Origin of the sequence: Nonomuraea sp. NPDC050556 (genome assembly GCF_044457355.1) — a bacterium.
In the GTDB taxonomy this organism is placed as follows: Bacteria; Actinomycetota; Actinomycetes; order Streptosporangiales; family Streptosporangiaceae; genus Nonomuraea.
In genome coordinates this window covers 1,388,025-1,407,409 of record NZ_JBITGU010000001.1, presented here as the reverse complement: position 1 = coordinate 1,407,409, position 19,385 = coordinate 1,388,025, and the positions used below count along the sequence as shown (strand labels likewise).

Here is a 19,385-nt window from a genome sequence, read left to right as displayed (position 1 = left end):
CGGCCAGTCCTGCATGCCCAGAAACAGGCACACAGCTCGCCGTCCCCGGTCTCTCGGCCCACCTCGCCGAAGACGAGCACCACGCCGAACAGCGCATGGTCGCGCCCGCGCTCGGCCTCTGGTTCGACGCCGTCGACTACCTGTCCGGCGCGACCAACCGCCGCAACGACTGGCGACGCCGCATCCTCCAGCTCGCCTGGCAGCTTATGAAGCGCTCTACCCGCGACATGCTCACCGCACCCAAGAAGGGCGCCACCTGGGCCGTACTCGCCGAAGAGCTCGGCGTCAGCACGCGCACCATCGCCAACTACCTGGCCTGGATGCGCGACAACGGCCTGCTGCTCACCGAGGTGCACGGCACGACCGTCCGCTACCGTCCGGGCACCATGTACGGCACCCGCGACGACGGACGCGGCAACGAGGCCGCCCAATACCGCCTGACGATCCCCACCAGCATCCTGGAGGGCGACCTCGAACCCGATACCTTCGACGTCGACCACGACGAGATCCCCTGGCCGGTCGAAACCGTCGCGACGCGCCCCCACCTCACCCCCGTGTCCAGCATTTCCGCAGGTGATAGCCCTGGGGACGGAACCTTCACCCCCGCCTTTGTGGTTGCTCTTGAGGGAGGATCTCTCCCATACGCACGCGCGCACGCGCGCGAGGAAACCGCCAATACCTGGCGACGCACCGTTCGCCCCAACCGGCAAGCCGAAATGCTTGCTGCAAGCGAACGACTCCGCTCCGACAACCTGACGCTCCGGGCGCTGTCAGCGCGCGATCTGCGCTCCCTGCTCCGGCCTCTGTTCAAGGCCGGAGCGACGCCCGCTGACGTGGAGCACGCACTGAACGTCCGCCCGGACGGGGAGCGATGGGGCAACGTCGACCCCAGCTCGCCGACCCCGCCGTTGCCCCCGGCAGTTCGAGCCCGAACCCTGCGTGCCCGTCTCCGCCACCGCCTGGCCCTCTGGCTCGGACCGGAGGGGGAGTTCAGGGGGGAGCTGCCGTCCTACGCGGAGGCTCGCGCCGCCAAGGCCCGCATGCGTTCCCGGGAGGCGCTGCCGGCCAGCGCCCGCCGCCAGACGGCTGACGAGGTACGGGCGGCTGTCGAGTCGTGCGCGCGGGGTATCGCTGCGGCGAGGGCCGCGCTGCGCAGCAAGGGTGCGGCTTGAACCGCCTCGCTGGGTAAAGCGATCTAAAAATCTACATTGTAAAGGCGCTCACGCCGCTGCATTTTCAACCACAGCATCTCGCTGCGCTCGAATCAAGCGCACAAGCTCATCGAAGGAAGGGCCGCCAGGGGTGTGCGCCTCACGTGCGGCTTCCTCGGGGGAGAGGGAGTCGCGTCGAGCGCGAGCGCGGGCAAGGATCAGGCCCGCTGACGCGAAGGCTTCGGCACGAGTCGGCATGACGCTATTTTCTCATATTTCGCGCATTTCTAGTACGGCGCGAACGTGGCGATTGTGGGAGCGATGATGGGGCCGGACGGCTCGCGGGGCCCCAGCGCAGGTCACGGGCATCGAATCTTTTTTGCATCAATTCCGGCGTTCGGCGTGCCCACCTTGTACACGATGGTGGAAAGGGCCAAGCAGCGGCTGAGCCGTACCCCGCGTGAGGCCAAGCACGAGGCCAAGGAGCTGGCGGGCACCCACTAGCGCGCCGACCTCATGCGGCGCTGACCCGATCCCCCGTACGGCCCTGCCGTACGGGGGATCGCGTTTTCTATCGGGTGAGGACGTCGGTGATCGCGGCGGCGATGGTGGCGGCGTCTTTGGAGATCACCTGGATGTGGTTGTGCGGGCAGGTGGCGAACACGCGCACCTGGGGGTTGGCGCCGTTGACGGCGCTGCGCGAGGCGAGCAGGGCCCGGCTGGGGGAAGGGTTCCGTGCAGGGCTAATACACTGGGGCAACGTGACGTCCAAGCCGCGTATCCCCAATGTCCTCGCCGCTCGCTACGCCTCCGGCGAGCTGGCCCGCCTGTGGTCTCCCGAGGCGAAGGTGGTCGCCGAGCGGCGGCTGTGGCTGGCGGTGCTCAGCGCGCAGGCCGAGCTCGGCCTGGCCGTGCCCGACGGGGCGCTGGAGGCCTACGCCGCGGTCGTGGACGAGGTCGACCTGGGCTCCATCGCCGAGCGTGAGCGCGTCACCCGCCACGACGTCAAGGCGCGCATCGAGGAGTTCAACGCGCTGGCCGGGTTCGAGCAGGTCCACAAGGGCATGACCTCGCGCGACCTGACCGAGAACGTCGAGCAGCTGCAGATCAAAGACAGCCTGGTGCTGGTGCGCGACCGGGTGGTGGCGCTGCTGGCCCGCCTGGCCGAGCTGGCCGTCCGCTATGAGGACACCGTGATGGCCGGCCGTTCGCACAACGTCGCCGCTCAGGCCACCACGCTCGGCAAACGGTTCGCCAGCGCCGCCGACGAGCTGCTGGTGGCCTACCGGCGGCTGGAGGAGCTGATCGCCCGCTACCCGCTGCGCGGCGTCAAGGGCCCGGTCGGCACCTCCCAGGACATGCTCGACCTGCTCGGCCCGGACAACCTGGCGGCGCTGGAGGCCAAGATGGCCGACCACCTGGGGTTCGAGCACCGCTTCACCAGCGTCGGCCAGGTCTACCCGCGCTCGTTGGACTACGAGGTCGTCACCGCGCTGGTGCAGCTGGCGGCAGCGCCGTCCTCGCTGGCCAAGACGATCCGGCTGATGGCCGGCCACGAGCTGGTCACCGAGGGGTTCAAGGAGGGGCAGGTCGGCTCCTCCGCCATGCCGCACAAGATGAACACCCGCTCGTGCGAGCGGGTCAACGGGCTGACGGTCATCCTGCGCGGTTACGCCTCCATGGTGGGCGAGCTGGCGGGCGACCAGTGGAACGAGGGCGACGTGTCGTGCTCGGTGGTGCGCAGGGTGGCGCTGCCGGACGCGTTCTTCGCCTTCGACGGGCTGGTGGAGACCATGCTGACGGTGCTGGAGGAGTTCGGCGCCTTCCCCGCGGTCATCTCCGCAGAACTCGACCGCTACCTGCCGTTCCTGGCCACCACCAAGATGCTGATGGCGGCCGTGCGGGCCGGGGTGGGGCGCGAGCAGGCCCACGAGCTGATCAAGGAGCACGCGGTCGCCTCGGCGCTGACGATGCGCTCGCGCGGCACGGCCAACCCGCTGCTGGACGCCCTGGGCGCCGACGAGCGTTTCCCGCTGGACCGCGAGCAGCTGCAGGCGCTGCTGGCCGACCGCATCACCTTCACCGGCGCTGCCGCCGCCCAGGTCGCCGCCGTGGCCGCCCAGGTCGCCGACGTCGTCAAAACCCACCCCTCGGCCGCCGCCTACACCCCGGGCGCCATCCTGTGATCCGCGCGCTGGCCGGGCTGGAGGAGCTGCGGGCGGCGTGCGGGGACGACGAGTTGCTCATGTGGGTGGCCCAGGACCTGCGCGGCGGCGCCCGCGCCTGGGCCGGCGGGGACGCGGTGGTGGTTGCCGCCCCGCAGGTCGCGCGGCACGACCGCGTGGCCGTGTTCGGTGGTACGGCGAGCGCGGCGCGCCTGGCCGGGCACGCCCTGGCCGAGCTGGGCCCCTCCTACCGGATCCAGGGGGAGCCCGGCCTGGTGGGCGAGGTGGCGGGCAAGCTGTCGTTGCGGGTGGCGGCGCGGTTTTCGATGATGACGCTCACCACGCCCGTCCCCGCGGCCTCCGAGGGCGTGGGGTGGTTGCCTGCGCAACAGGAGGCCGAGGTGGGGGAGTTGCTGGCCGAGCACGCCCCGCACTCCTACGCCGTGCCCGGCATGGGCGGGGTGCGGCGCTGGGCGGGCCTCCGGGTGCGGGGACGGCTGGCGGCGGTGGCCGCCGAGGCGTGGAGCGCGCCGTCGGTCGGGGTGCTGGCCGGGGTCGCCACCTCCGACGCCTTTCGCGGGCAGGGGCTGGCCGGACGGGTGTGCGGGTGGGTGAGCGAGCAGCTGCTGCAGGCCTACGGGCGGGTGGCCCTGGTGGTGGACGACGACAACGTGGCGGCTTTGCGGGTGTATGAGCGGCTGGGGTATCGGCGCAGGCCCATCCTGACCGCCGGTCCCTGACCCGTTGCGGCGGGCCGGGCGCGCGCCCGGTGACGCGTAACCCTGGACAGAGCCCAGCCCCGTACGGCGGGCGGCGCGTCCCCCGGCCCCGCCGTACCCCCAAAAGAGCGGCACCCCCCTGTTGGGACCTCCGCCCGAAATTGGGATGAGAAGGAGACGGCGCTCAGGCAGAGTTGACGGAGTGATATCTGGATTTGTTCCTGGTTTGCAGCTGTCTAGGGCTTTTTACGCTGAGGTGGTCGGCCCGCTCGCCGCCCGCCTGCCCCATAGCGCCGCGCTCATCGGACCCGGCAGCGAGGTCCTGGAGTTCGACACGGAAAGATCGGCCGATCACGACTGGGGGCCGCGCGTCCTGGTGTTCGTCGAGCCGCACCGCGTCGCCGAGGTGAGCGAGCGGCTCACCGCCGCCCTCCCCGAGCGGTTCTGCGGCTACCCGACCGTTTTCGACCAGCACGGCAGCGTCCGCCCCGGCGTGGCGGTGACCGACACCGGGTCCTGGCTTCGGCAACGCCTGGGGTTCGACCCGCGCGGCGGGGTGTCCACCTTGGACTGGTTGTCGGCCTCCTGGCAGAGCCTGGTGGAGGTGACCGGCGGCGAGGTCTTCCACGACGGCCTCGGCGAGCTGGAAGCGGCCAGGGCGGCGCTGCGCTGGTATCCCGGCGACGTGTGGCGCTACGTGCTGGCCTGCCAGTGGCGGCGCATCGCCGAGGAGGAGCACTTCCCCGGCCGGTGCGGCGAGGTCGGCGACGAGCTCGGCTCGGCGGTGGTGGGCGCCCGCCTGGCCCGCGAGGTGATGCGCCTGGCGCTGCTGCTGCGCCGCCGCTACCCCCCTTACGCCAAATGGCTCGGCAGCGCCCTGGCCCGCCTGCCCGGCTCCCTCGAACTCGTCCAAGGCCTGCAGGAAGCCACCTCCGCGCACGGCTGGCGCGAGCGGGAACAGGGCCTGTGCGCCGCCTACGAACGCCTCGCCGCCCTGCACAACCGCATGGCCCTGTCAGCCGCGCAGGACGAGCACGTGCGGCCCTTCTACGACCGGCCCTTCCAGGTGATCGGCGGCGACCGCTTCGCCGACGCGCTCATGGCCGAGGTGAGCGACCCCGCCATCGCGGCGCTGCCGCCGCTGGGGTGCGTGGACCAGCTCAGCGACAGCGTCCCCCTCCTGGTACGGCTGGCGGCCCGCCGCGCCGTGACCGCCGCAGCCCTCGGCCTCAGCTGATCGCGAACGCGCCCGTCGGGGCCCGCCTCCGGGGTTAGGTTGGCGGGCATGACGACCATCGCGGTGAACGGCGCCAAGATCGCCTACGACGAGGCGGGCAGCGGCCCCGCAGTGCTGCTGGTGCACGGGGCCGGCGCCGACCGCAGGCTGTGGAACCACCAGTTCGACGCCCTGCGCCGCACCCACCGGGTGATCCGCTACGACTGGCGCGGCTACGGCGAGTCCGGCGACGCGCTCGGCGACTACGCCCACGCCGAAGACCTCCTGGGTGTGATGGACGCGCTCGGTGTGGAGCGGGCGACGCTGGTGGGCTCCTCCATGGGCGGCTCGCGCGCCGTGGAGGCCGCGTTGACCGCCCCCGGCCGGGTCGAGGCCCTGGTGCTGATCTCCTCCGGGCTCGCCGGGCACGTGTGGCCGGAACGCATGCTGGCCCAGGCGCGCGAGATGGTGCACTCCTCCATCGCCCCCGACCGGCTGGCCGCCTACCGCACCAAGTCCGCGCCCCCCACCGCCGAGGATGTGGAGGCGTTCGCGGCCGCGCACGTGTTGTGGCAGGTCGCGGGTCCCTCCCGCACCCGGGCCGACCTGAGCGAGCAGGTGTGGCGCGACGCCAACGAGATGGCCCGCCTGGTGTTCCAACGCCTGTGGACCGCGCCGGCGGCCACCGAGCGGGAGGTGGCCGCCAACCAGCGGCTGGGCGAGATCACCGCCCCCACCCTGGTCATCAACGGGCTGGCCGACGTCCCCGACATCCAGACCGTCTCCGACCTGCTCACCGACGGCATTCCTGGGGCGCGACGGGTCGACCTGCCCGACACCGGTCACCTGCCGCCACTGGAACGCCCCGAAGAGGTCACCGCCGCGTTGATCGCCTTCGCCAGGTAGGCGGCCAGGCCCGGCGCGGCTGCGTCGATGGCCTGGGTGAACCGCTCGTCCTCCACATACAGCCGGCCCAGGCACTGGTGCATGTCGGAGGAGCAGTCGTAGAACCAGCGGCTGATGTGCGCCCGGTGCCGCTCGGCCAGCTCCACCACCGGGTCGCTGCCGGGCTCCAGGCCCGCCCGCATCGCCTCCACCAGCTCGCCGTTGAGCTGCTCCGCCTCCTGGCGCAGGAGCAGCCAGTCGTCCTTGGTGTAGGAGGCCACCCGGCGGCGGCTCTGCTCGAACTCGGCGGTGCCGCCCCAGCGCTGCTCCACCTCCTCGTCGTAGTCCTCGGGCGTGAAGTCGCCGAACACCTCGAACCTCTCCTGCGGGGTCAGGGTGATGTTGTTGATCCGCGCCTCCATGGCCCGCTCCACCGCGGCCACCATGTCGCCCAGCCGGTCCATGCGGCGGCGCAGCAGCTCGTGCTGCCGGCGCAGATGCGTCAGCGCGTCGGTGCCCGGCTCGTCCAGGATCGCCGCGATCTCCTCCAGGGGGAAACCCAGCTCCCGGTACCACAGCACCTGCTGCAGCCGTTCCAGGTCGGCGTCGGTGTAGCGGCGATACCCGGCCCCGCTGCGCTCGCCCGGGCACAGCAGGCCGATCTCGTCGTAATGGTGCAGCGTGCGCACGGTCACCCCGGCCAGCCGCGCCACCTGCCCCACGGAAAGACTCATGCCCACCAGCGTGCACCCTCCCCCTACGTGAGGGGCAAACTGGTGGGCATGAGCGACTTGCTGCCCATCGGGGCCTTCGCCCGGCTGGGCCGGTTGAGCGTCAAGCAGCTGCGCCACTACGACGAGCTGGGCCTGCTGCCGCCCGCCCACGTCGACGCCGACAGCGGATACCGCTTCTACCACCCCGCCCAGGCCCGCCAGGCGCTGGCGATCGGGCTGCTGCGTTCCCTGGACGTGCCGCTGCCCGCGATCGCGCAGGTCCTGGCCGGTGATGAGGGGGCGCTGGCCGGGGTGCACGCCGACCTGCAGGCCGAGCTGGTACGGCGGGCCGCGGCGCTGGCCGCGCTGGGCCGCATCCTGGACGGCGGCCTGCCCCGGGCGCAGGTGCGGCTGCTCACCGTGCCCGACACCCGGGTGGTGACCGAGCGGGAACCGGCCGACGGGCCGCTGGACCTGGGCCGCGCCACCACCGCGGCGGTCACCCGGCTGCTGGCCGCCGGGCACGGCGCCGGGCTGGTCGGGTTGTTCCCGCTCGACCTGGACGAGGCCATCGTGGTCCGCGTCACCGCCCCGGCCCCCGACGGCGAGCTGCTGGCGGGCGGCAGGTTCGCGTGCGCCACGCACCAGGGGCCGTATGAGCACATCCAGCTGACCGCGCACGCCCTGCTGGCCTGGTGCGCCGAGCGCGGCCTTGAGGTGGCCGGGCCGATCCGCGAGGTCTACCTCGACGACCCCGCCACCACCCCGCCCGAGCTGCTGCGTACCGACCTGATGGTGAAGGTGACCTGATGCGCGAACAGACCTACACCACCCGCGGCCGGGCGCGCGAACGCGGCGGGATGTTCATCCCCGTCCCGTTCGACCCCGACGCCGTCTGGGGGCCCAAACCCGTGCACCACGTGAACGGCACCGTCGGCGGCGCCCGGGTCCGCGCCGTGATCGGTTCCCTGGACGGGGAGCGCGGGCTGCTGCTCGGCCCCTCGTGGACGCCGGGCGGGCTGGAGCCGGGCACGCAGGTGGAGGTGGTGCTGGCGCCGGAAGGGCCGCAGCGGGCCGACCTGGCCGACGACCTGGCCGCAGCGCTGGAGGCCAGCCCGGCCGCCGGGGCGTTCTTCGACGGGCTCGCCCAGTTCTACCGGCGCGCCTACCTGCGCTGGATCGACGGCACCAAACGCCACCCCGACCTGCGCGCCCAGCGCATCGCCGAAGTGGTGGCCCTGCTGGAGTCGGGAAGGAAACAACGGTGATGTCCGGTCACGGACCGCGGCTCCGACGTCTCCTGTGTCGGACACCACTTCAGGGAGAAACACCGTGAAATACATGATCCTCACCTTCGCCTCGCAGCAGGACTACGACGAGATGTCGGGAAAGACGGTCGGCGAGCCCGTCTGGAGCGCTGACGACTTCGCCGCCATGCACGCCTTCATGACCAAGCTCAACAACGACCTGGCCGCCTCCGGCGAGCTCGTCGAAACCCGCGCCCTGGCCGCGCCCGTCCACGCCCGCCGCCTGTCCACGCGCGAGGGTGCGCCCGTCGTCACCGACGGCCCGTACGCCGAGACGCAGGAGGTGCTGGCCGGGTACTGGATCGTCGAGGTCGACAGCTTCGACCGGGCCACCGAGATCGCCGCCCGCTTCGGCGAGTGCCCCGTCCCGCCGCAGGCCGCCGCCCGCGCCTATGCCGACGTGCGGCCGATCATGGACTCGGCGGCCGAGCTGGACCTGTGACCCACCCGGCTTTGGAGGACCTGCTGCGCCCGCTGGCGCCGCAGGTCCTCGGCGCGCTGGTGCGCCGCTACGGGCATTTCGCCACCGCCGAGGACGCCGTGCAGGAGGCGCTGCTGGCCGCCGCCCAGCAGTGGCCTTCGCGCGGGGTGCCGGACAATCCGCGCGGGTGGCTCATCACGGTCGCCTCGCGGCGGCTGACCGACCTGCTGCGCGCCGAGCAGTCCCGCCGCGAACGCGAGACCCGCGCCCTGGTGCTGCCCGCGCCGGAGTCGGTCTCGGGGGTGGACGACACGCTGATCCTGCTGCTGATGTGCTGCCATCCGAGCCTGTCGCCGTCCTCGCAGATCGCCCTGACGCTCCGCGCGGTGGGCGGGCTTTCGACGGGGGAGGTGGCGCGGGCGTTCCTGGTGCCCGAGGCGAGCATGACCCGGCGCATCACCCGCGCCAAGCAGTCCATCAGGGACAGCGGGCAGCCGTTCGCCCTGCCCTCGCCGCAGGAACGCCCGGCGCGGCTGGCGGCGCTGCTGCATGTCCTTTACCTGATCTTCAATGAGGGTTATGTGAGTACGGCGGGGCCGAGCCTGTACCGGGCGGACCTGTCGGGGGAGGCGATCCGGCTGGCGCGCCTGACGCACCGGCTGCTGCCGGGCGACTCCGAGGTGGCGGGGTTGCTGGCGCTGATGCTGCTCACCGACGCCCGCCGTCCCGCCCGCACCGCCGCCGACGGGGCGCTCATCCCCATGGCGGAACAGGACAGAACCCTCTGGGACGCCACCGCCATCACCGAAGGCGTAGCCCTGGTCACCCAAGCTCTGCCCTGCGGCCCTGTCGGGCCTTACCAGCTGCAGGCCGCCATCGCAGCCCTGCACGACGAGGCGCCCACGTGGGAGCAGACGGACTGGCCGCAGATCTGCGCCCTGTACGAGGTGCTGCTGGGGTTGTCGGACAACCCGGTGGTGGCACTCAACCACACCGTGGCCCTGGCCATGGCCCGCGGACCCGTGGCGGGATTGGAACGGCTGGCGGAGCTGGAGGGGGACAAGCGACTGGCAGGCGACCACCGGGTACCCGCAGTACGCGCCCACCTGCAGGAGATGGCGGGCGACACCACCGCAGCGGCAGCCTCCTACCGCCAGGCGGCGGCCCACACACTGAGCCTGCCGCAACAACGCTACCTACACGCCAGAGCCGCCCGTCTCACCCCGCCCGATCCCTGAGGGCCATGTCGGCCGTCTGGCTCGGGGTCGCGCTCCACCGGTTCGCGGGAAAATCCAGAACCCAGTCGGCCTGGCACAACGCCGGATAGCCGAGGGTGAGATCCATCCGGCCATTCGTTCGAGGCAGATCAGCTGCCGCGACCGTGGTCGGGGCGAGGATCGCGTCCCCGGCACGGGCTTCGGCCATCACATACAGCTCGGTTTCCACCTGCGTCCCGGTGGAGTCGGTGCCGGTGGCTGTCCCGATGGGTTGGAACAGGTCGCTGTGTTCGGTGAGGAAACCCCGGTCCACGACGGTGATGCCGGCACCGGAGTCCCAGCATGCGCGACCGGTCGTACCAGGCCAGACAACGTCGATGAAGGGGTGGCCCCCGGGGCTTCGTTCCAGCGGCCAACGCGTCGGGAACGAGCCCGACGCGGCCATCGAAAGCTCGGCGCGAAGGAAATCGAATCGCAGGGCGACCGATCCCAGAACGTCCATGCCGAGCAGGCTGCGGCTGGATGGCGCGCGGGTGACTTCGAGGTCTGGGATGGTGACCGGCCCGAGGGACACCGAGGGGAGCATGACCAGATCCTGGCCGCATGAAGCGAACACCCCTGTCGCCTGATGTTGGGCGTGGCTGGGGAGTGTCGAGGTGTAGTCGTCGGCGGTGACATGGGTGCGGGCTGTGCCGGTGTCCAGGACGAACCGGTGCGGCAAGCCCGCGATCACACCGTCAACCAAGATCGTTGCGCAGTCGGGGTAGTCGGGATCAGGCTCAACAATGAGCGGCACGCTCAGCGGGTCAGTCGCCATGCATCCATCCTTCGCTTGCTCCGCCGTACCCCCCGAAGAAGGTTAGAGGGTGGTGAGGATGCGGGGGAGGGTGTCGGTGATGGCGATGGTGTGCTCGACGTGGGCGGCGCGCTGGCCGGACACGCTGTGCAGCGCCCACCCGTCGGCCGCCGGGTAATACCGGCCGTCGCCGCCGATCACCAGCATCGGCTCGATCGCCAGTGTCAGCCCGGGACGCAACACCATGCCCCGCCCGGAACGTCCACGGTTGGGGACCGCTGGGTCTTCGTGCATGCGGCGGCCGATTCCGTGGCCGCCGAAGTCCGGTGGCAGGCCGTAGCCCTCGGCTGTGGTCGCGATGGCGTGACCGATGTCGCCCATCCGGTTGCCCGGCACCGCCGCCGCGATCCCCGCGGCCAGCGCCCGCTCGGCCACCTCGATCAGCTCCACGTCCCGCGGCCGCGGCGTTCCCACGATCAGCGTGATCGCCGAGTCGCCCGCCCAGCCGTCGAGGTAGGCGCCGCAGTCGATGCCCAGCACGTCGCCGTCGCGCAATCGGTAGCCGCCGGGGATGCCGTGCACGATCACGTCGTTCACCGACGCGCAGATCACCGCCGGAAACGGGGTGGGCGCGAAACCCGGGTGGTAGTGCAGGAACGCCGGTTTCGCGCCCGCCTCGGCGATCACCGTGGCGGCCGCCTCGTCCAGCTCGGCCAGGCTCACCCCGACCGCGGCGCGCTCCTTGGCCGCCTTGAGCGCCTGGGCCACGACCTGTCCCGCCGCACGCATCGCCTCCACCTCGGAGGCCGTCTTGAACTCAACCATGCCGATAACTATACCGGTATTACTATTGGCTTGGGCTTGGTAGGGTGGCGTCATGGTCCGACCTCCGCTCACCCCCGACGAACGCCGGCGCGGCGAGCGCCTCGGCACCCTGCTGCGCCAGGCCCGCGGCGGACGCAGCATCGTCGAGGTCGCCACGGCGGCCGGAATGTCCGCCGAAACCCTCCGCAAGATCGAGACCGGGCGCATCGCGACGCCGGCGTTCTTCACCATCGCGGCGCTGGCCGACGTCCTCGGCGTCTCCCTCGACCAGCTGGCCCTCCGCCTCACCCCGGCCGTCCACAGCTGACCCTTGCGCGCTGCGGCCGATCAGGTTCTACGTGAGATGACCATGATGTATTCGCAGGCGGCGTCCGTCCGGTTGGCGAAGCCGTGGTCGGTGTCGGCCTGGAGGAACAGGGAGTCGCCCGCCTCCAGCGTCTCGATGATCCCGCCGATCGCGACGGTGAGAGTGCCCGCGAGCACGACGAGCTGTTTCTCCGTACCCGGCGGGTAGGCGGGCAGCAGCCCGGTGGAGACCTGCGCGGGCAGGTAATGCATGATCATCTCCGACCCGCCCGCCCCCGGAGCCGCTGACACGATGTGCCGCTCGAAGCCGGTTTCCGGGTCGCGGAAGACGGGCCGGGCCTTCCTGCGCATGACGATGGCCACCCCGGACCCGGCGCCCGCCGGCGCACCCACCAGATCCGAGAGCGACGCGTTGAGCGCATGAGCGATCCTGGACGCGACGCCGATCGTCGGGCTCTTCTCCCCGCGTTCGACCTTGGACAACATCGCCCGGCTCACCGACGACTGGACCGACAGCTGCTCCAGCGTCAGACCCGCCTCCTCGCGCCGCCGCCGCACGTTCCCCCCGAACGCGCCCGCCAGGTCGTCACCGGCCGCGTTCTCGTCTTGCTCGACCACCGTGCTCCTCGATCGTTGGTTACCTCGCTGCCCACAGTGTAGGGTTTCTTCTAAAGAAGATTTAGTCTTCTATCGGAGACACTGTGGAGGGTTTCATGCGTTTGATCTCGAGTGGCCGCCACCATGCCAGCTTCGCGTTCGGCGATCTGCGGGTGGTCGCGTTGCGGGACGGCTACATCGACATGCCGCCGACCCGGCTGCGCGACGAGGACGGATGCGCCCTCGCCGAGTTGCCGGCCGCCGTACCGCTGGCCGGCGACAACCTGCGGCTGGCGGTCAACGCCTTCTTCGTCACCGACGGCACCCGGTCGGTGCTCATCGACACCGGCGCGTCCAACGTCTGGCACGACCCCACCATGGGTTTGATCTACGACGCGCTCGACGAAGCGGGAATCGACCGCGCGCAGATCACCGACGTGGCCATCACCCACAAGCACGAGGACCACGTGAGCGGGCTGATCACGCCGGACGGGTCGGAGGCGTTCACCAAACTCGAACGCGTCTGGATCGGCGCTGGGGACACTTCGGTGTTCACCGGACGGCTCGCGCCGATCCGCGACCGGGTCGTCCCGGTGTCGGAGAAGGTCGCGATCAACGACTGGGTCACCGCGATCCCGACCCCGGGCCACACCCCCGGCCACACCGTCTACGACGTCAGGAGCGGCACCGGCCACCTTCTGGCGTGGGGCGACACCGTCCACGTTCCCACGCTCCAGTTCGACCAGCCGAAGGTGTCGTGGGAGCTGGACGGCGACCAGTCCCAGGCCCGCGCCGCACGGGCGGCCCTGCTCGAACGGCTGAGCCGGCCGGACCACTTCGTGGCCGGCGCCCACCTCGACTCACCCGGCATCGCCCGCGTCACCCCCTCGGGCGAGGGCTACACCCTGGAATACCTCGCCCCACCCATCGGCTGACCAGGGCGGAGCTGGTCAAGCTGGAGTTCGCGATCGACGTCGTCGTACAAGGCTCGGTCCTGGGCGCCGACCACACCTGCAGCCCAGAAGGACCTGACGTCGTGGCCGGGCCGATCCGGGAGAGGTACGGCCCGCTGCAGGCGTCGCTGAGCTTCGCCGATCTGCGGGCCGCGCTGGCCGACCTCGGCGTCGACCTCATCGAGCAACCGAGCACGAACGCGGGGTACCGGGAGTACCGGCAGCCGGACACCGCGGTTCACCTCCTGGTCACCGACGGCCACGTCGACCACATCACCGCCCCCTCGCGGCCTGTGATCACCGACGTGGCCGTCGATCAGCAGCGCATCAGGCACCTGCTCCAAGCCTCCGACGAGCGGCGCCTCGCCTGGAGCGACCGGCACCGCCCCGACGCCGGCGACGCGGCCAACTGGTGGCTGGGGATGTTCCTCCAGATCGAGCGCACGATCCACCGCAACGCCGATCAACGCCTCCCCGCCACCCGCCTCTACCTGTGGGCCGTTCGCCGCTCCCACCAGGACGGCGCGTTCTCCGCCGGGGAGACGGCCATCCGGGTCGCCACCCTCTTTCACGGCTACGCCGCCGAGCTCGGCGACGTGCTGCCGACCCGCGGACCAGATCGTCCGCGACTGCCTCGACGCCCTCCCGATCACCCTCGACCAGGCACGCGTTCCCCGCATCCTGAGCCCGGACAACCTCCCGGCGATGCGCGCCAGGCCAAGAACCTCATCAGCGCAGCCGCCCCCGCCTGCCCGACCAAGCCCTCACCGAACGGCTTCGCGCCTGGATCGCGGTGAAACCCGACCTCGTCTGAAGGCTGCTCTAAGCCTGCTCCTTGTACACCGCCTCGATGTTGTTGCCGTCCGGGTCGTCGACGAACGCGCAATAGGCGCCGTACTCGGGCCACAGCCGGGGTTCGTGCCGGGACGTGCCGCCCACCGCCAGCGCGGCCGCGTAGAAAGCGTCCACCGCCGCCCGGTCGCGGGCGGTGAACGCGATGTGCGCACCCCGGGTGACCGTGGCATCTCCTGCGGGGTACAGGCCGAAGGACGGGGTGTCCACGTCCTCCTCCCAGAACTCCGCCCCGCCGTCAGCCGCCTGCCCGACGACACCCAGAGGCTTCAGCGCCTCGGTGTAGAAGCGCGTGCTCGCCTCCAGGTCGGAGGCGATGAAGGTCACGTGGTGAATGAAAGGCCATCGTTCAGTCATGACCGCGCAGTCTACGAGAGCCCGGCACCGACACCTCCCGCCGGGCTCAGCGCCGCTACAACGAGGCCAGGAATTCCCGTACGGCCAAGCCGATCTCGTCGGCGGAGTCCTCCTGCACGTAGTGGATGCCTGCTACTTCGACCTCGCGCTGGTTGGGCCAGGTGCGGGCGAAGTCCAGCGCCCGCCCGATGAGGATCGCTCCCGGCCTGGCCGACACCAGCAGCTTGGGCACCGGCGAACGGCTCAGCCAAGCCCCGTACTCCTCGACGATCGCCGCCACATCAGCGGGTTCGCCGTCGATCGGCAGCTCCCGGGGGAACACCAGGGTGGGCATCCGCGACTCCCTGGTCGTGAACGGCGCGCGGTAGGCGTCCATCTCCTCCGGCGTCAGCGCGCGCAACACGCTCTTGGGCAGCACCGTCTCGACGAAGAAGTTCTCCTCCAGGCACAGCCGTACCCCCTCCGGCCCGCGCATGGCGCGAAACAGCGTGTCACGCCCCTCGGGGAAGTCCGACCACAGCCGCGGCTGGACGATCGCCTCCATGTAGGCGATTCCGCGCACCCGCTCGGCGTGCCGGTGCGCCCAGTGGAAGCCCAGCGCCGACCCCCAGTCGTGCAGCACCAGCGTGACCGGCCCCTCCGGGACGACCGCGTCGAACCAGGCGTCCAGGTGGCGGGCGTGGTCGGCGAACCGGTAACCACCATCGGTGATCGGCCCGGAAGCGCCCATACCGGCCAGATCGGGCGCCAGCACCCGGTGCCGGTCGGCCACGTGCGGGATGACGTCGCGCCACAGGTAGGACGAGGTCGGGTTGCCATGCAGGAACACCACGGGCCCGCCGCCGTCGTCGGCGGCCCCGGTCTCGACGTAGCTCATGAAGGTGCCCAAGACGTCGACTGTGCGACGTGGGAGTCTGTTCATGGCGATGCTGTCCTTTCCTTCGTGTGCGGTCTCAGACGGTGGCCGGTTGCACGGCGCGCCGCGTGCGCAGGGCCAGCGACGCCGTACGGGCCAGCAGCATGGCCACGGCGAGGAAGATCAGAGCGTCGGTGAGCGCGCCGACCGTGATCCCGGTGCTGACCATCCACGCGCCGAGCTGCGGCCCGAACACGTGGGCCGCGCCGTAGGCGGAGCAGATGCGCGCGCCCACCACCGCGATCCAGATCAGCGCGTACGGTGCCCCGGCCCGGGTGACGACCCGCCCCTCCTCCTGCCCGACCCGGAACGCCGCCCCGGCCAGCACCCCGAGCGCCAGCCCGGCCACCACGGCGGCCACCTCCAGCAGCAGCCCGTTGCCGCCGGTGGCCACGCCCTGGAGGAAGAACGGGATGATGACGGCCGCGGCGATGAACGGCCGCAAAAGCCGCAGCTTGGTGACCTTCCTCGTGCCCAGGTCGGACACGAGCACCATGGCCAGGATGACCAGGTTCGGGATGAGAACGGCGGCGTCCATCTCGGGCTCCTTCAGGGGGTCGGTGTCGATGTCCCAACGGTAGAAATCGGGCCACCCGTCACGCGTCCACCCACGGTCAGAGACCGGGTGGAGACCGCCGCCTCCACCCGTGGGCAGAGGCGGAACGTGGCGGTTTGCGGTTACGTTGAGGGGGTGTTGCGATCACGTTCCGGGGTGCCCGTCCCCCCGGCGCTGCGCGCCGTCCGCCTGGTGGTCCTCGTGGTGGCGCTGGCCACCGTTCCGCTCGCCCAGCCGCACCTCGACCAGGGAACGCAGGGGCTCGCCGTCACCTGCGCCCTGGCGGTGTCGCTCGCCGGATGGGCGATCTGGGCGCAGTCACGAGGACGGCCCCGCGCCCTGGTCGCCGGCCTGGCCGTGATGGGCGTGGGATCGGGGGCGCTGGCGGGACTGTCGCCGTTCAGCGCGGCCATCGCGGTCGGCTGCGTCGTCAGCGCGGCGGCCGCGGTCGCGCTGGGCAGCCAGAGGTCGTTCGGGATCGTGGCGGGCACGGCCGCCTCGTTCATGGTCGCGGGGCTGGTCGCCGAGGCGCCGACCGTGGCGCTGCTGGGCTACCCGCTGGCCTACCTGGGCATGTGGGCGTTCGGGCTGACCCGCCACGCCTACCTGCTGCGTGCCGTACAAGCCGAACAGACGCTGGTGGAGACCCGACGGGCACGCCAGGCCGAGACCGAGGCGGCGGCGCTGGCCGAGCGGGCGCGGATCGCGCGCGAGATCCACGACGTGCTCGCCCACTCGCTGGCGGCGGTGTCGGTGAACCTGCAGGCCGCAGAAGGGCTGCTCGCCGCACTGCCCGACGACCGTCCCGAACTGGGCAAGGCCTTGGAGTGCATCGGGCGGGCCGGGGCGTTCACCCGGGAGGGGATGGCCGACGCCCGGCGCGCCATCCTGGCGCTGCGTGAAGACGTCGCGCCGCTCGTCGACCAGGTGACGGCGCTCAGCGGCGAGCACCAGGCCGAGCTCGACGTCACCGGCACGCCCCTGCCGCTGGCGGCCGAGACCGGGCTGGCCGCGTTCCGCGCCGTGCAGGAGGCGCTGACCAACGCGCGCAAACACGCCCCCGGCCAGCCGGTCCACTGCCGCCTGGACTACACCCCTGACGGGCTGACCGTCACCGTCACCAACCCGCTCCCGACGTACGCTGACGGCAGGTCGGCGCTGGCCGACAGCGGTTCCGGGTACGGCCTGGCCGGGCTGAGCGAACGCGCCGCCCTGTGCGGCGGCACGCTGACCGCCGGGCCGGTGGACGACCACTGGCGGGTGCGCCTTGAAGTGCCCGCATCGGCGAGGATGTCCGCATGACGCCCGATGAGCCTGTCCACGTGGTCGTCGCCGACGACCAGTCGGCCGTACGCGAGGGGCTGGCGCTGCTGCTCGACACGCTCCCCGGCATCCAGGTGGTGGGCCAGGCCGCCGACGGGGAGGCCGCCGTGGAGCGGGTCGCCGAGCTGCGGCCGCATGTGGTGCTGATGGACCTCACCATGCCGCGCTGCGACGGTGTCACCGCTACGCGCCTCATCACCGAGCGGCATCCAGGCACGCGGGTCGTCGTGCTGACCACCTACGCCGACGACGAGTCGATCCTGGGTGCGCTGCAGGCCGGGGCGCTGGGGTACCTGACCAAGGACGCGACCCGCGCCGAGATCGGTCGGGCCGTGCTGGCCGCTGCCGCCGGGCAGGCGATCCTCGACCCGCAGGTGCAGCAACGGCTGCTGCTGGCCGCGTCGCGCGCTGCTCCCGCGCCGGGTGTGGAGAGCCCCGAGGATCTCACTCCGCGCGAGGCTGAAGTGCTGCGCCTGATCGCCGCCGGGCAGTCGAACCGGGAGATCGCCAGGACCCTGTTCGTCAGCGAGGGCACGGTGAAGACGCACATCAACCGCATCTTCGCCAAGACCGGCTCCCGCGACCGCGCCCAGGCGATCCGCTACGCCTACACCCACGGCTACGCCACCACGTGACCATCTCGGGGCCAACGGACCGACCAGCCCTCATCGAGGCACACGATCACTTCTGGCGTAACGCATGGTCGAGATGGTCGGCCAGCAGAAGTGAGCCGCCCCACCTTGGGCCCGGCACTGGGATCGCAGGAGGCAGGCGGATCGACCCCTCGACCACCCTTGGGCGCGGCTGGGCGCGCTTGGCCCGGGGTGATCGGCCGGGCGGCGTGGGGCCATCCGGTGGCGTCACGCTGTGGGTCGTGTCACCCGGTGGGGTTGTCAGGCTCCGCGCGGCGGGGAGTGGGAGTCTTCGGGGCGCGGAGCAGCGGGTGGGTGCGCATCGCCACCTCCAGCTCGCCCGGCAGCTCGTCACGGTACCGACCCAACGTCGACAGATCGCTGTGACCCAGCACCCGGCGCACCGCGTCCATGTCCACCGCATCAGCCAGCAAATGCGTCGCCGTCGTATGACGCAGCCCGTGCGGAGTCACCGAACGCCGCCGGTCCGGATCGACCTGGCGCTGCACGCGGTCGATGACCGCCTGCACGTCCCCCCGCGCCAGCCGCCGCCCCCGCCACGACAACAACAACGCCTTGTCCACCGTCTGCGGCCGCCCCTCAGCCAGATACGCCTCCAACGCCTCCGCCACGTCACGGGGGAGTGGCACGTCACGCGTCCTGCCGCCCTTGCCGAAAATACGCCAGTAACGCACCCCGTCGTTGGTGTAGAAATCCTCCACGTTCGCCCGCACCAGCTCCGACACCCGCGGTCCCAGCGTCGACAGCAGCAACACGATCAGCCCGTCACGCAACTCGGTACGCTGATCGCGCCTGCCCGCCTGCTCCGGCACCTGCCTGCCCAGCTCGCGCGCCGCCCCGATCAACCCCTGCGCCTGCTCCCGCGTCAACGCCCGCCGCTCGGCCCGCAGCCCGCCCCGCTCCTTGGCCGTCACCGTCGCCATCGCCATCGGATTGATCTGCACCCACCCCGCCAGCGTCGCGTGCTTGAACAACGCCGAGATCGACCGCCGGAACCGCGCCTGCGACGAAGCGCTCTGCAACCCCTGCGACGGCTCGGCGCGCCTGCCGTCCGGCTTGCGGGCGAACGCCAGCAGGATCGCGTCCACATCCTCACCCGTCAGGTCGTCGAGCACCGTGCCGGCCCCGGCCAGATCCATCAGCGTGGCCACGTCACGCGCGTAGACCTCGGCGGTGGCCGTCGACAGCGCGCCGGTCAGGGTCTTGGCCCGCACCAGCTCCACGTAACGGTCACCAGCCTCGGCCACGGTCAGCCGGTTGAGCTCCGCAGGCCGCAACGTCCCCCCAAACCCTCGATGATCGGATGCCAGCCCAACCTAGCCGCCACCACCGACAGAATCCGTCTGACCAGCCGCGCGCCCCCTTGCCCGGAACGGCCCGCTGTTGCGGAGGCCGCCGCACCGACATGCTCGCGGCCGATCCCCAAATGTTCACCGGATCAATCGGCGGGCTGGTGC

The 19,385-nt window shown here is 71.5% G+C and carries 23 protein-coding genes; 14 read left to right on the top strand and 9 right to left on the bottom strand.

All coding sequences use genetic code 11. The features are described 5' to 3' along the window. Positions 1 to 95 precede the first annotated feature (95 nt). Positions 96 to 1,172: a winged helix-turn-helix domain-containing protein gene (locus ACIBG8_RS07000; protein WP_397341628.1), complete on the top strand. Its 1,077-nt coding sequence runs from the start codon at positions 96 to 98 to the stop codon at positions 1,170 to 1,172. Positions 1,173 to 1,722: 550 nt separating this feature from the next. On the opposite strand, the gene ACIBG8_RS06995 is transcribed toward ACIBG8_RS07000, so the two are convergent. After that, entirely contained in the window at positions 1,723 to 1,923 is a 201-nt protein-coding gene (locus tag ACIBG8_RS06995; protein ID WP_397341627.1) for a hypothetical protein, read from the bottom strand. On the opposite strand from ACIBG8_RS06995, the gene purB reads away from it, so the two are divergent. The 4 genes from purB (at position 1,913) to ACIBG8_RS06975 (ending at position 6,157) form a co-directional block, all read left to right on the top strand. Then, on the top strand, positions 1,913 to 3,337 hold the full coding sequence (gene purB, locus ACIBG8_RS06990) for an adenylosuccinate lyase (protein WP_397341626.1): 1,425 nt from the start codon (positions 1,913 to 1,915) through the stop codon (positions 3,335 to 3,337). The genes ACIBG8_RS06995 and purB overlap by 11 nt on opposite strands. Beyond that, positions 3,334 to 4,056: a GNAT family N-acetyltransferase gene (locus ACIBG8_RS06985; RefSeq protein ID WP_397341625.1), complete on the top strand. Its 723-nt coding sequence runs from the start codon at positions 3,334 to 3,336 to the stop codon at positions 4,054 to 4,056. The genes purB and ACIBG8_RS06985 overlap by 4 nt, the downstream gene beginning before the upstream one ends. A 205-nt stretch (positions 4,057 to 4,261) precedes the next feature. After that, positions 4,262 to 5,272 (top strand): DUF4037 domain-containing protein, encoded by a 1,011-nt coding sequence (locus tag ACIBG8_RS06980; protein ID WP_397341624.1) that lies wholly within the window; start codon positions 4,262 to 4,264, stop codon positions 5,270 to 5,272. Positions 5,273 to 5,320: 48 nt separating this feature from the next. Continuing rightward, complete coding sequence (locus tag ACIBG8_RS06975; RefSeq protein WP_397341623.1) at positions 5,321 to 6,157, top strand: alpha/beta fold hydrolase; 837 nt, start codon at positions 5,321 to 5,323, stop codon at positions 6,155 to 6,157. On the opposite strand, the gene ACIBG8_RS06970 is transcribed toward ACIBG8_RS06975, so the two are convergent. Further along, complete coding sequence (locus ACIBG8_RS06970; protein WP_397341621.1) at positions 6,094 to 6,870, bottom strand: MerR family transcriptional regulator; 777 nt, start codon at positions 6,868 to 6,870, stop codon at positions 6,094 to 6,096. The genes ACIBG8_RS06975 and ACIBG8_RS06970 overlap by 64 nt on opposite strands. A gap of 48 nt (positions 6,871 to 6,918) precedes the next feature. Between ACIBG8_RS06970 and ACIBG8_RS06965 the strand changes: the two genes are divergently transcribed. From ACIBG8_RS06965 to ACIBG8_RS06950, 4 genes are all read left to right on the top strand, one after another. Continuing rightward, positions 6,919 to 7,659 (top strand): GyrI-like domain-containing protein, encoded by a 741-nt coding sequence (locus ACIBG8_RS06965; protein ID WP_397341620.1) that lies wholly within the window; start codon positions 6,919 to 6,921, stop codon positions 7,657 to 7,659. Beyond that, positions 7,659 to 8,117 (top strand): YdeI/OmpD-associated family protein, encoded by a 459-nt coding sequence (locus ACIBG8_RS06960; protein WP_397341619.1) that lies wholly within the window; start codon positions 7,659 to 7,661, stop codon positions 8,115 to 8,117. The genes ACIBG8_RS06965 and ACIBG8_RS06960 overlap by 1 nt, the downstream gene beginning before the upstream one ends. A gap of 73 nt (positions 8,118 to 8,190) precedes the next feature. Further along, positions 8,191 to 8,598: a YciI family protein gene (locus ACIBG8_RS06955; RefSeq protein WP_397343904.1), complete on the top strand. Its 408-nt coding sequence runs from the start codon at positions 8,191 to 8,193 to the stop codon at positions 8,596 to 8,598. Continuing rightward, the gene (locus tag ACIBG8_RS06950) at positions 8,595 to 9,815 is read left to right on the top strand and encodes an RNA polymerase sigma factor (RefSeq protein WP_397341618.1); all 1,221 of its coding nucleotides are present in this window, start codon (positions 8,595 to 8,597) and stop codon (positions 9,813 to 9,815) included. The genes ACIBG8_RS06955 and ACIBG8_RS06950 overlap by 4 nt, the downstream gene beginning before the upstream one ends. On the opposite strand, the gene ACIBG8_RS06945 is transcribed toward ACIBG8_RS06950, so the two are convergent. Then, the gene (locus tag ACIBG8_RS06945) at positions 9,796 to 10,611 is read right to left on the bottom strand and encodes an aspartyl protease family protein (RefSeq protein WP_397341616.1); all 816 of its coding nucleotides are present in this window, start codon (positions 10,609 to 10,611) and stop codon (positions 9,796 to 9,798) included. The genes ACIBG8_RS06950 and ACIBG8_RS06945 overlap by 20 nt on opposite strands. A gap of 42 nt (positions 10,612 to 10,653) precedes the next feature. Continuing rightward, positions 10,654 to 11,415 carry a type I methionyl aminopeptidase gene (map, locus tag ACIBG8_RS06940; protein ID WP_397341615.1) on the bottom strand — a complete coding sequence of 254 codons (762 nt, stop codon included), beginning with the start codon at positions 11,413 to 11,415 and terminating at the stop codon, positions 10,654 to 10,656. A gap of 52 nt (positions 11,416 to 11,467) precedes the next feature. Here map and ACIBG8_RS06935 point away from each other — a divergent pair, with 52 nt between their 5' ends. Further along, positions 11,468 to 11,722, top strand: a complete 255-nt coding sequence (locus ACIBG8_RS06935) for a helix-turn-helix domain-containing protein (protein WP_397341614.1) — start codon at positions 11,468 to 11,470, stop codon at positions 11,720 to 11,722. A 20-nt stretch (positions 11,723 to 11,742) separates the two neighbouring features. Here ACIBG8_RS06935 and ACIBG8_RS06930 read toward each other — a convergent pair whose 3' ends face one another. Next, complete coding sequence (locus tag ACIBG8_RS06930) at positions 11,743 to 12,339, bottom strand: helix-turn-helix domain-containing protein (protein WP_397341613.1); 597 nt, start codon at positions 12,337 to 12,339, stop codon at positions 11,743 to 11,745. A 95-nt stretch (positions 12,340 to 12,434) separates the two neighbouring features. Here ACIBG8_RS06930 and ACIBG8_RS06925 point away from each other — a divergent pair, with 95 nt between their 5' ends. Further along, the gene (locus tag ACIBG8_RS06925; protein WP_397341612.1) at positions 12,435 to 13,253 is read left to right on the top strand and encodes an MBL fold metallo-hydrolase; all 819 of its coding nucleotides are present in this window, start codon (positions 12,435 to 12,437) and stop codon (positions 13,251 to 13,253) included. A gap of 101 nt (positions 13,254 to 13,354) precedes the next feature. Further along, positions 13,355 to 14,068: a hypothetical protein gene (locus ACIBG8_RS06920; RefSeq protein ID WP_397341611.1), complete on the top strand. Its 714-nt coding sequence runs from the start codon at positions 13,355 to 13,357 to the stop codon at positions 14,066 to 14,068. Positions 14,069 to 14,093: 25 nt separating this feature from the next. Here ACIBG8_RS06920 and ACIBG8_RS06915 read toward each other — a convergent pair whose 3' ends face one another. From ACIBG8_RS06915 to ACIBG8_RS06905, 3 genes are read right to left on the bottom strand one after another with little or no spacing between them, the layout of a single operon-like run. After that, on the bottom strand, positions 14,094 to 14,480 hold the full coding sequence (locus ACIBG8_RS06915) for a VOC family protein (RefSeq protein ID WP_397341610.1): 387 nt from the start codon (positions 14,478 to 14,480) through the stop codon (positions 14,094 to 14,096). Between the two features lie 55 nt (positions 14,481 to 14,535). Further along, positions 14,536 to 15,402 carry a haloalkane dehalogenase gene (locus ACIBG8_RS06910; RefSeq protein WP_397341609.1) on the bottom strand — a complete coding sequence of 289 codons (867 nt, stop codon included), beginning with the start codon at positions 15,400 to 15,402 and terminating at the stop codon, positions 14,536 to 14,538. A 31-nt stretch (positions 15,403 to 15,433) separates the two neighbouring features. After that, the gene (locus ACIBG8_RS06905; RefSeq protein ID WP_397341608.1) at positions 15,434 to 15,934 is read right to left on the bottom strand and encodes a hypothetical protein; all 501 of its coding nucleotides are present in this window, start codon (positions 15,932 to 15,934) and stop codon (positions 15,434 to 15,436) included. Between the two features lie 153 nt (positions 15,935 to 16,087). Between ACIBG8_RS06905 and ACIBG8_RS06900 the strand changes: the two genes are divergently transcribed. Beyond that, positions 16,088 to 17,254, top strand: a complete 1,167-nt coding sequence (locus ACIBG8_RS06900; protein WP_397341607.1) for a sensor histidine kinase — start codon at positions 16,088 to 16,090, stop codon at positions 17,252 to 17,254. Further along, positions 17,251 to 17,910, top strand: a complete 660-nt coding sequence (locus ACIBG8_RS06895; protein WP_397341606.1) for a response regulator — start codon at positions 17,251 to 17,253, stop codon at positions 17,908 to 17,910. Before ACIBG8_RS06900 ends, ACIBG8_RS06895 begins: the two co-directional genes overlap by 4 nt. A 242-nt stretch (positions 17,911 to 18,152) precedes the next feature. On the opposite strand, the gene ACIBG8_RS06890 is transcribed toward ACIBG8_RS06895, so the two are convergent. After that, complete coding sequence (locus tag ACIBG8_RS06890; RefSeq protein ID WP_397341605.1) at positions 18,153 to 19,205, bottom strand: tyrosine-type recombinase/integrase; 1,053 nt, start codon at positions 19,203 to 19,205, stop codon at positions 18,153 to 18,155. Positions 19,206 to 19,385: the final 180 nt, after the last annotated feature.

Bases quoted from the DNA above. Each gene is read 5' to 3' on its own strand.
- ACIBG8_RS07000 (WP_397341628.1), top strand. From the start codon at position 96: ATGGTCGCGCCCGCGCTCGGCCTCTGGTTCGACGCCGTCGACTACCTG.
- ACIBG8_RS06975 (WP_397341623.1), top strand. From the start codon at position 5,321: ATGACGACCATCGCGGTGAACGGCGCCAAGATCGCCTACGACGAGGCG.
- ACIBG8_RS06970 (WP_397341621.1), bottom strand. From the start codon at position 6,870: ATGAGTCTTTCCGTGGGGCAGGTGGCGCGGCTGGCCGGGGTGACCGTG.
- ACIBG8_RS06965 (WP_397341620.1), top strand. From the start codon at position 6,919: ATGAGCGACTTGCTGCCCATCGGGGCCTTCGCCCGGCTGGGCCGGTTG.
- ACIBG8_RS06960 (WP_397341619.1), top strand. From the start codon at position 7,659: ATGCGCGAACAGACCTACACCACCCGCGGCCGGGCGCGCGAACGCGGC.
- ACIBG8_RS06955 (WP_397343904.1), top strand. From the start codon at position 8,191: ATGATCCTCACCTTCGCCTCGCAGCAGGACTACGACGAGATGTCGGGA.
- ACIBG8_RS06945 (WP_397341616.1), bottom strand. From the start codon at position 10,611: ATGGCGACTGACCCGCTGAGCGTGCCGCTCATTGTTGAGCCTGATCCC.
- map (WP_397341615.1), bottom strand. From the start codon at position 11,415: ATGGTTGAGTTCAAGACGGCCTCCGAGGTGGAGGCGATGCGTGCGGCG.
- ACIBG8_RS06935 (WP_397341614.1), top strand. From the start codon at position 11,468: ATGGTCCGACCTCCGCTCACCCCCGACGAACGCCGGCGCGGCGAGCGC.
- ACIBG8_RS06925 (WP_397341612.1), top strand. From the start codon at position 12,435: ATGCGTTTGATCTCGAGTGGCCGCCACCATGCCAGCTTCGCGTTCGGC.
- ACIBG8_RS06915 (WP_397341610.1), bottom strand. From the start codon at position 14,480: ATGACTGAACGATGGCCTTTCATTCACCACGTGACCTTCATCGCCTCC.
- ACIBG8_RS06910 (WP_397341609.1), bottom strand. From the start codon at position 15,402: ATGAACAGACTCCCACGTCGCACAGTCGACGTCTTGGGCACCTTCATG.
- ACIBG8_RS06905 (WP_397341608.1), bottom strand. From the start codon at position 15,934: ATGGACGCCGCCGTTCTCATCCCGAACCTGGTCATCCTGGCCATGGTG.
- ACIBG8_RS06895 (WP_397341606.1), top strand. From the start codon at position 17,251: ATGACGCCCGATGAGCCTGTCCACGTGGTCGTCGCCGACGACCAGTCG.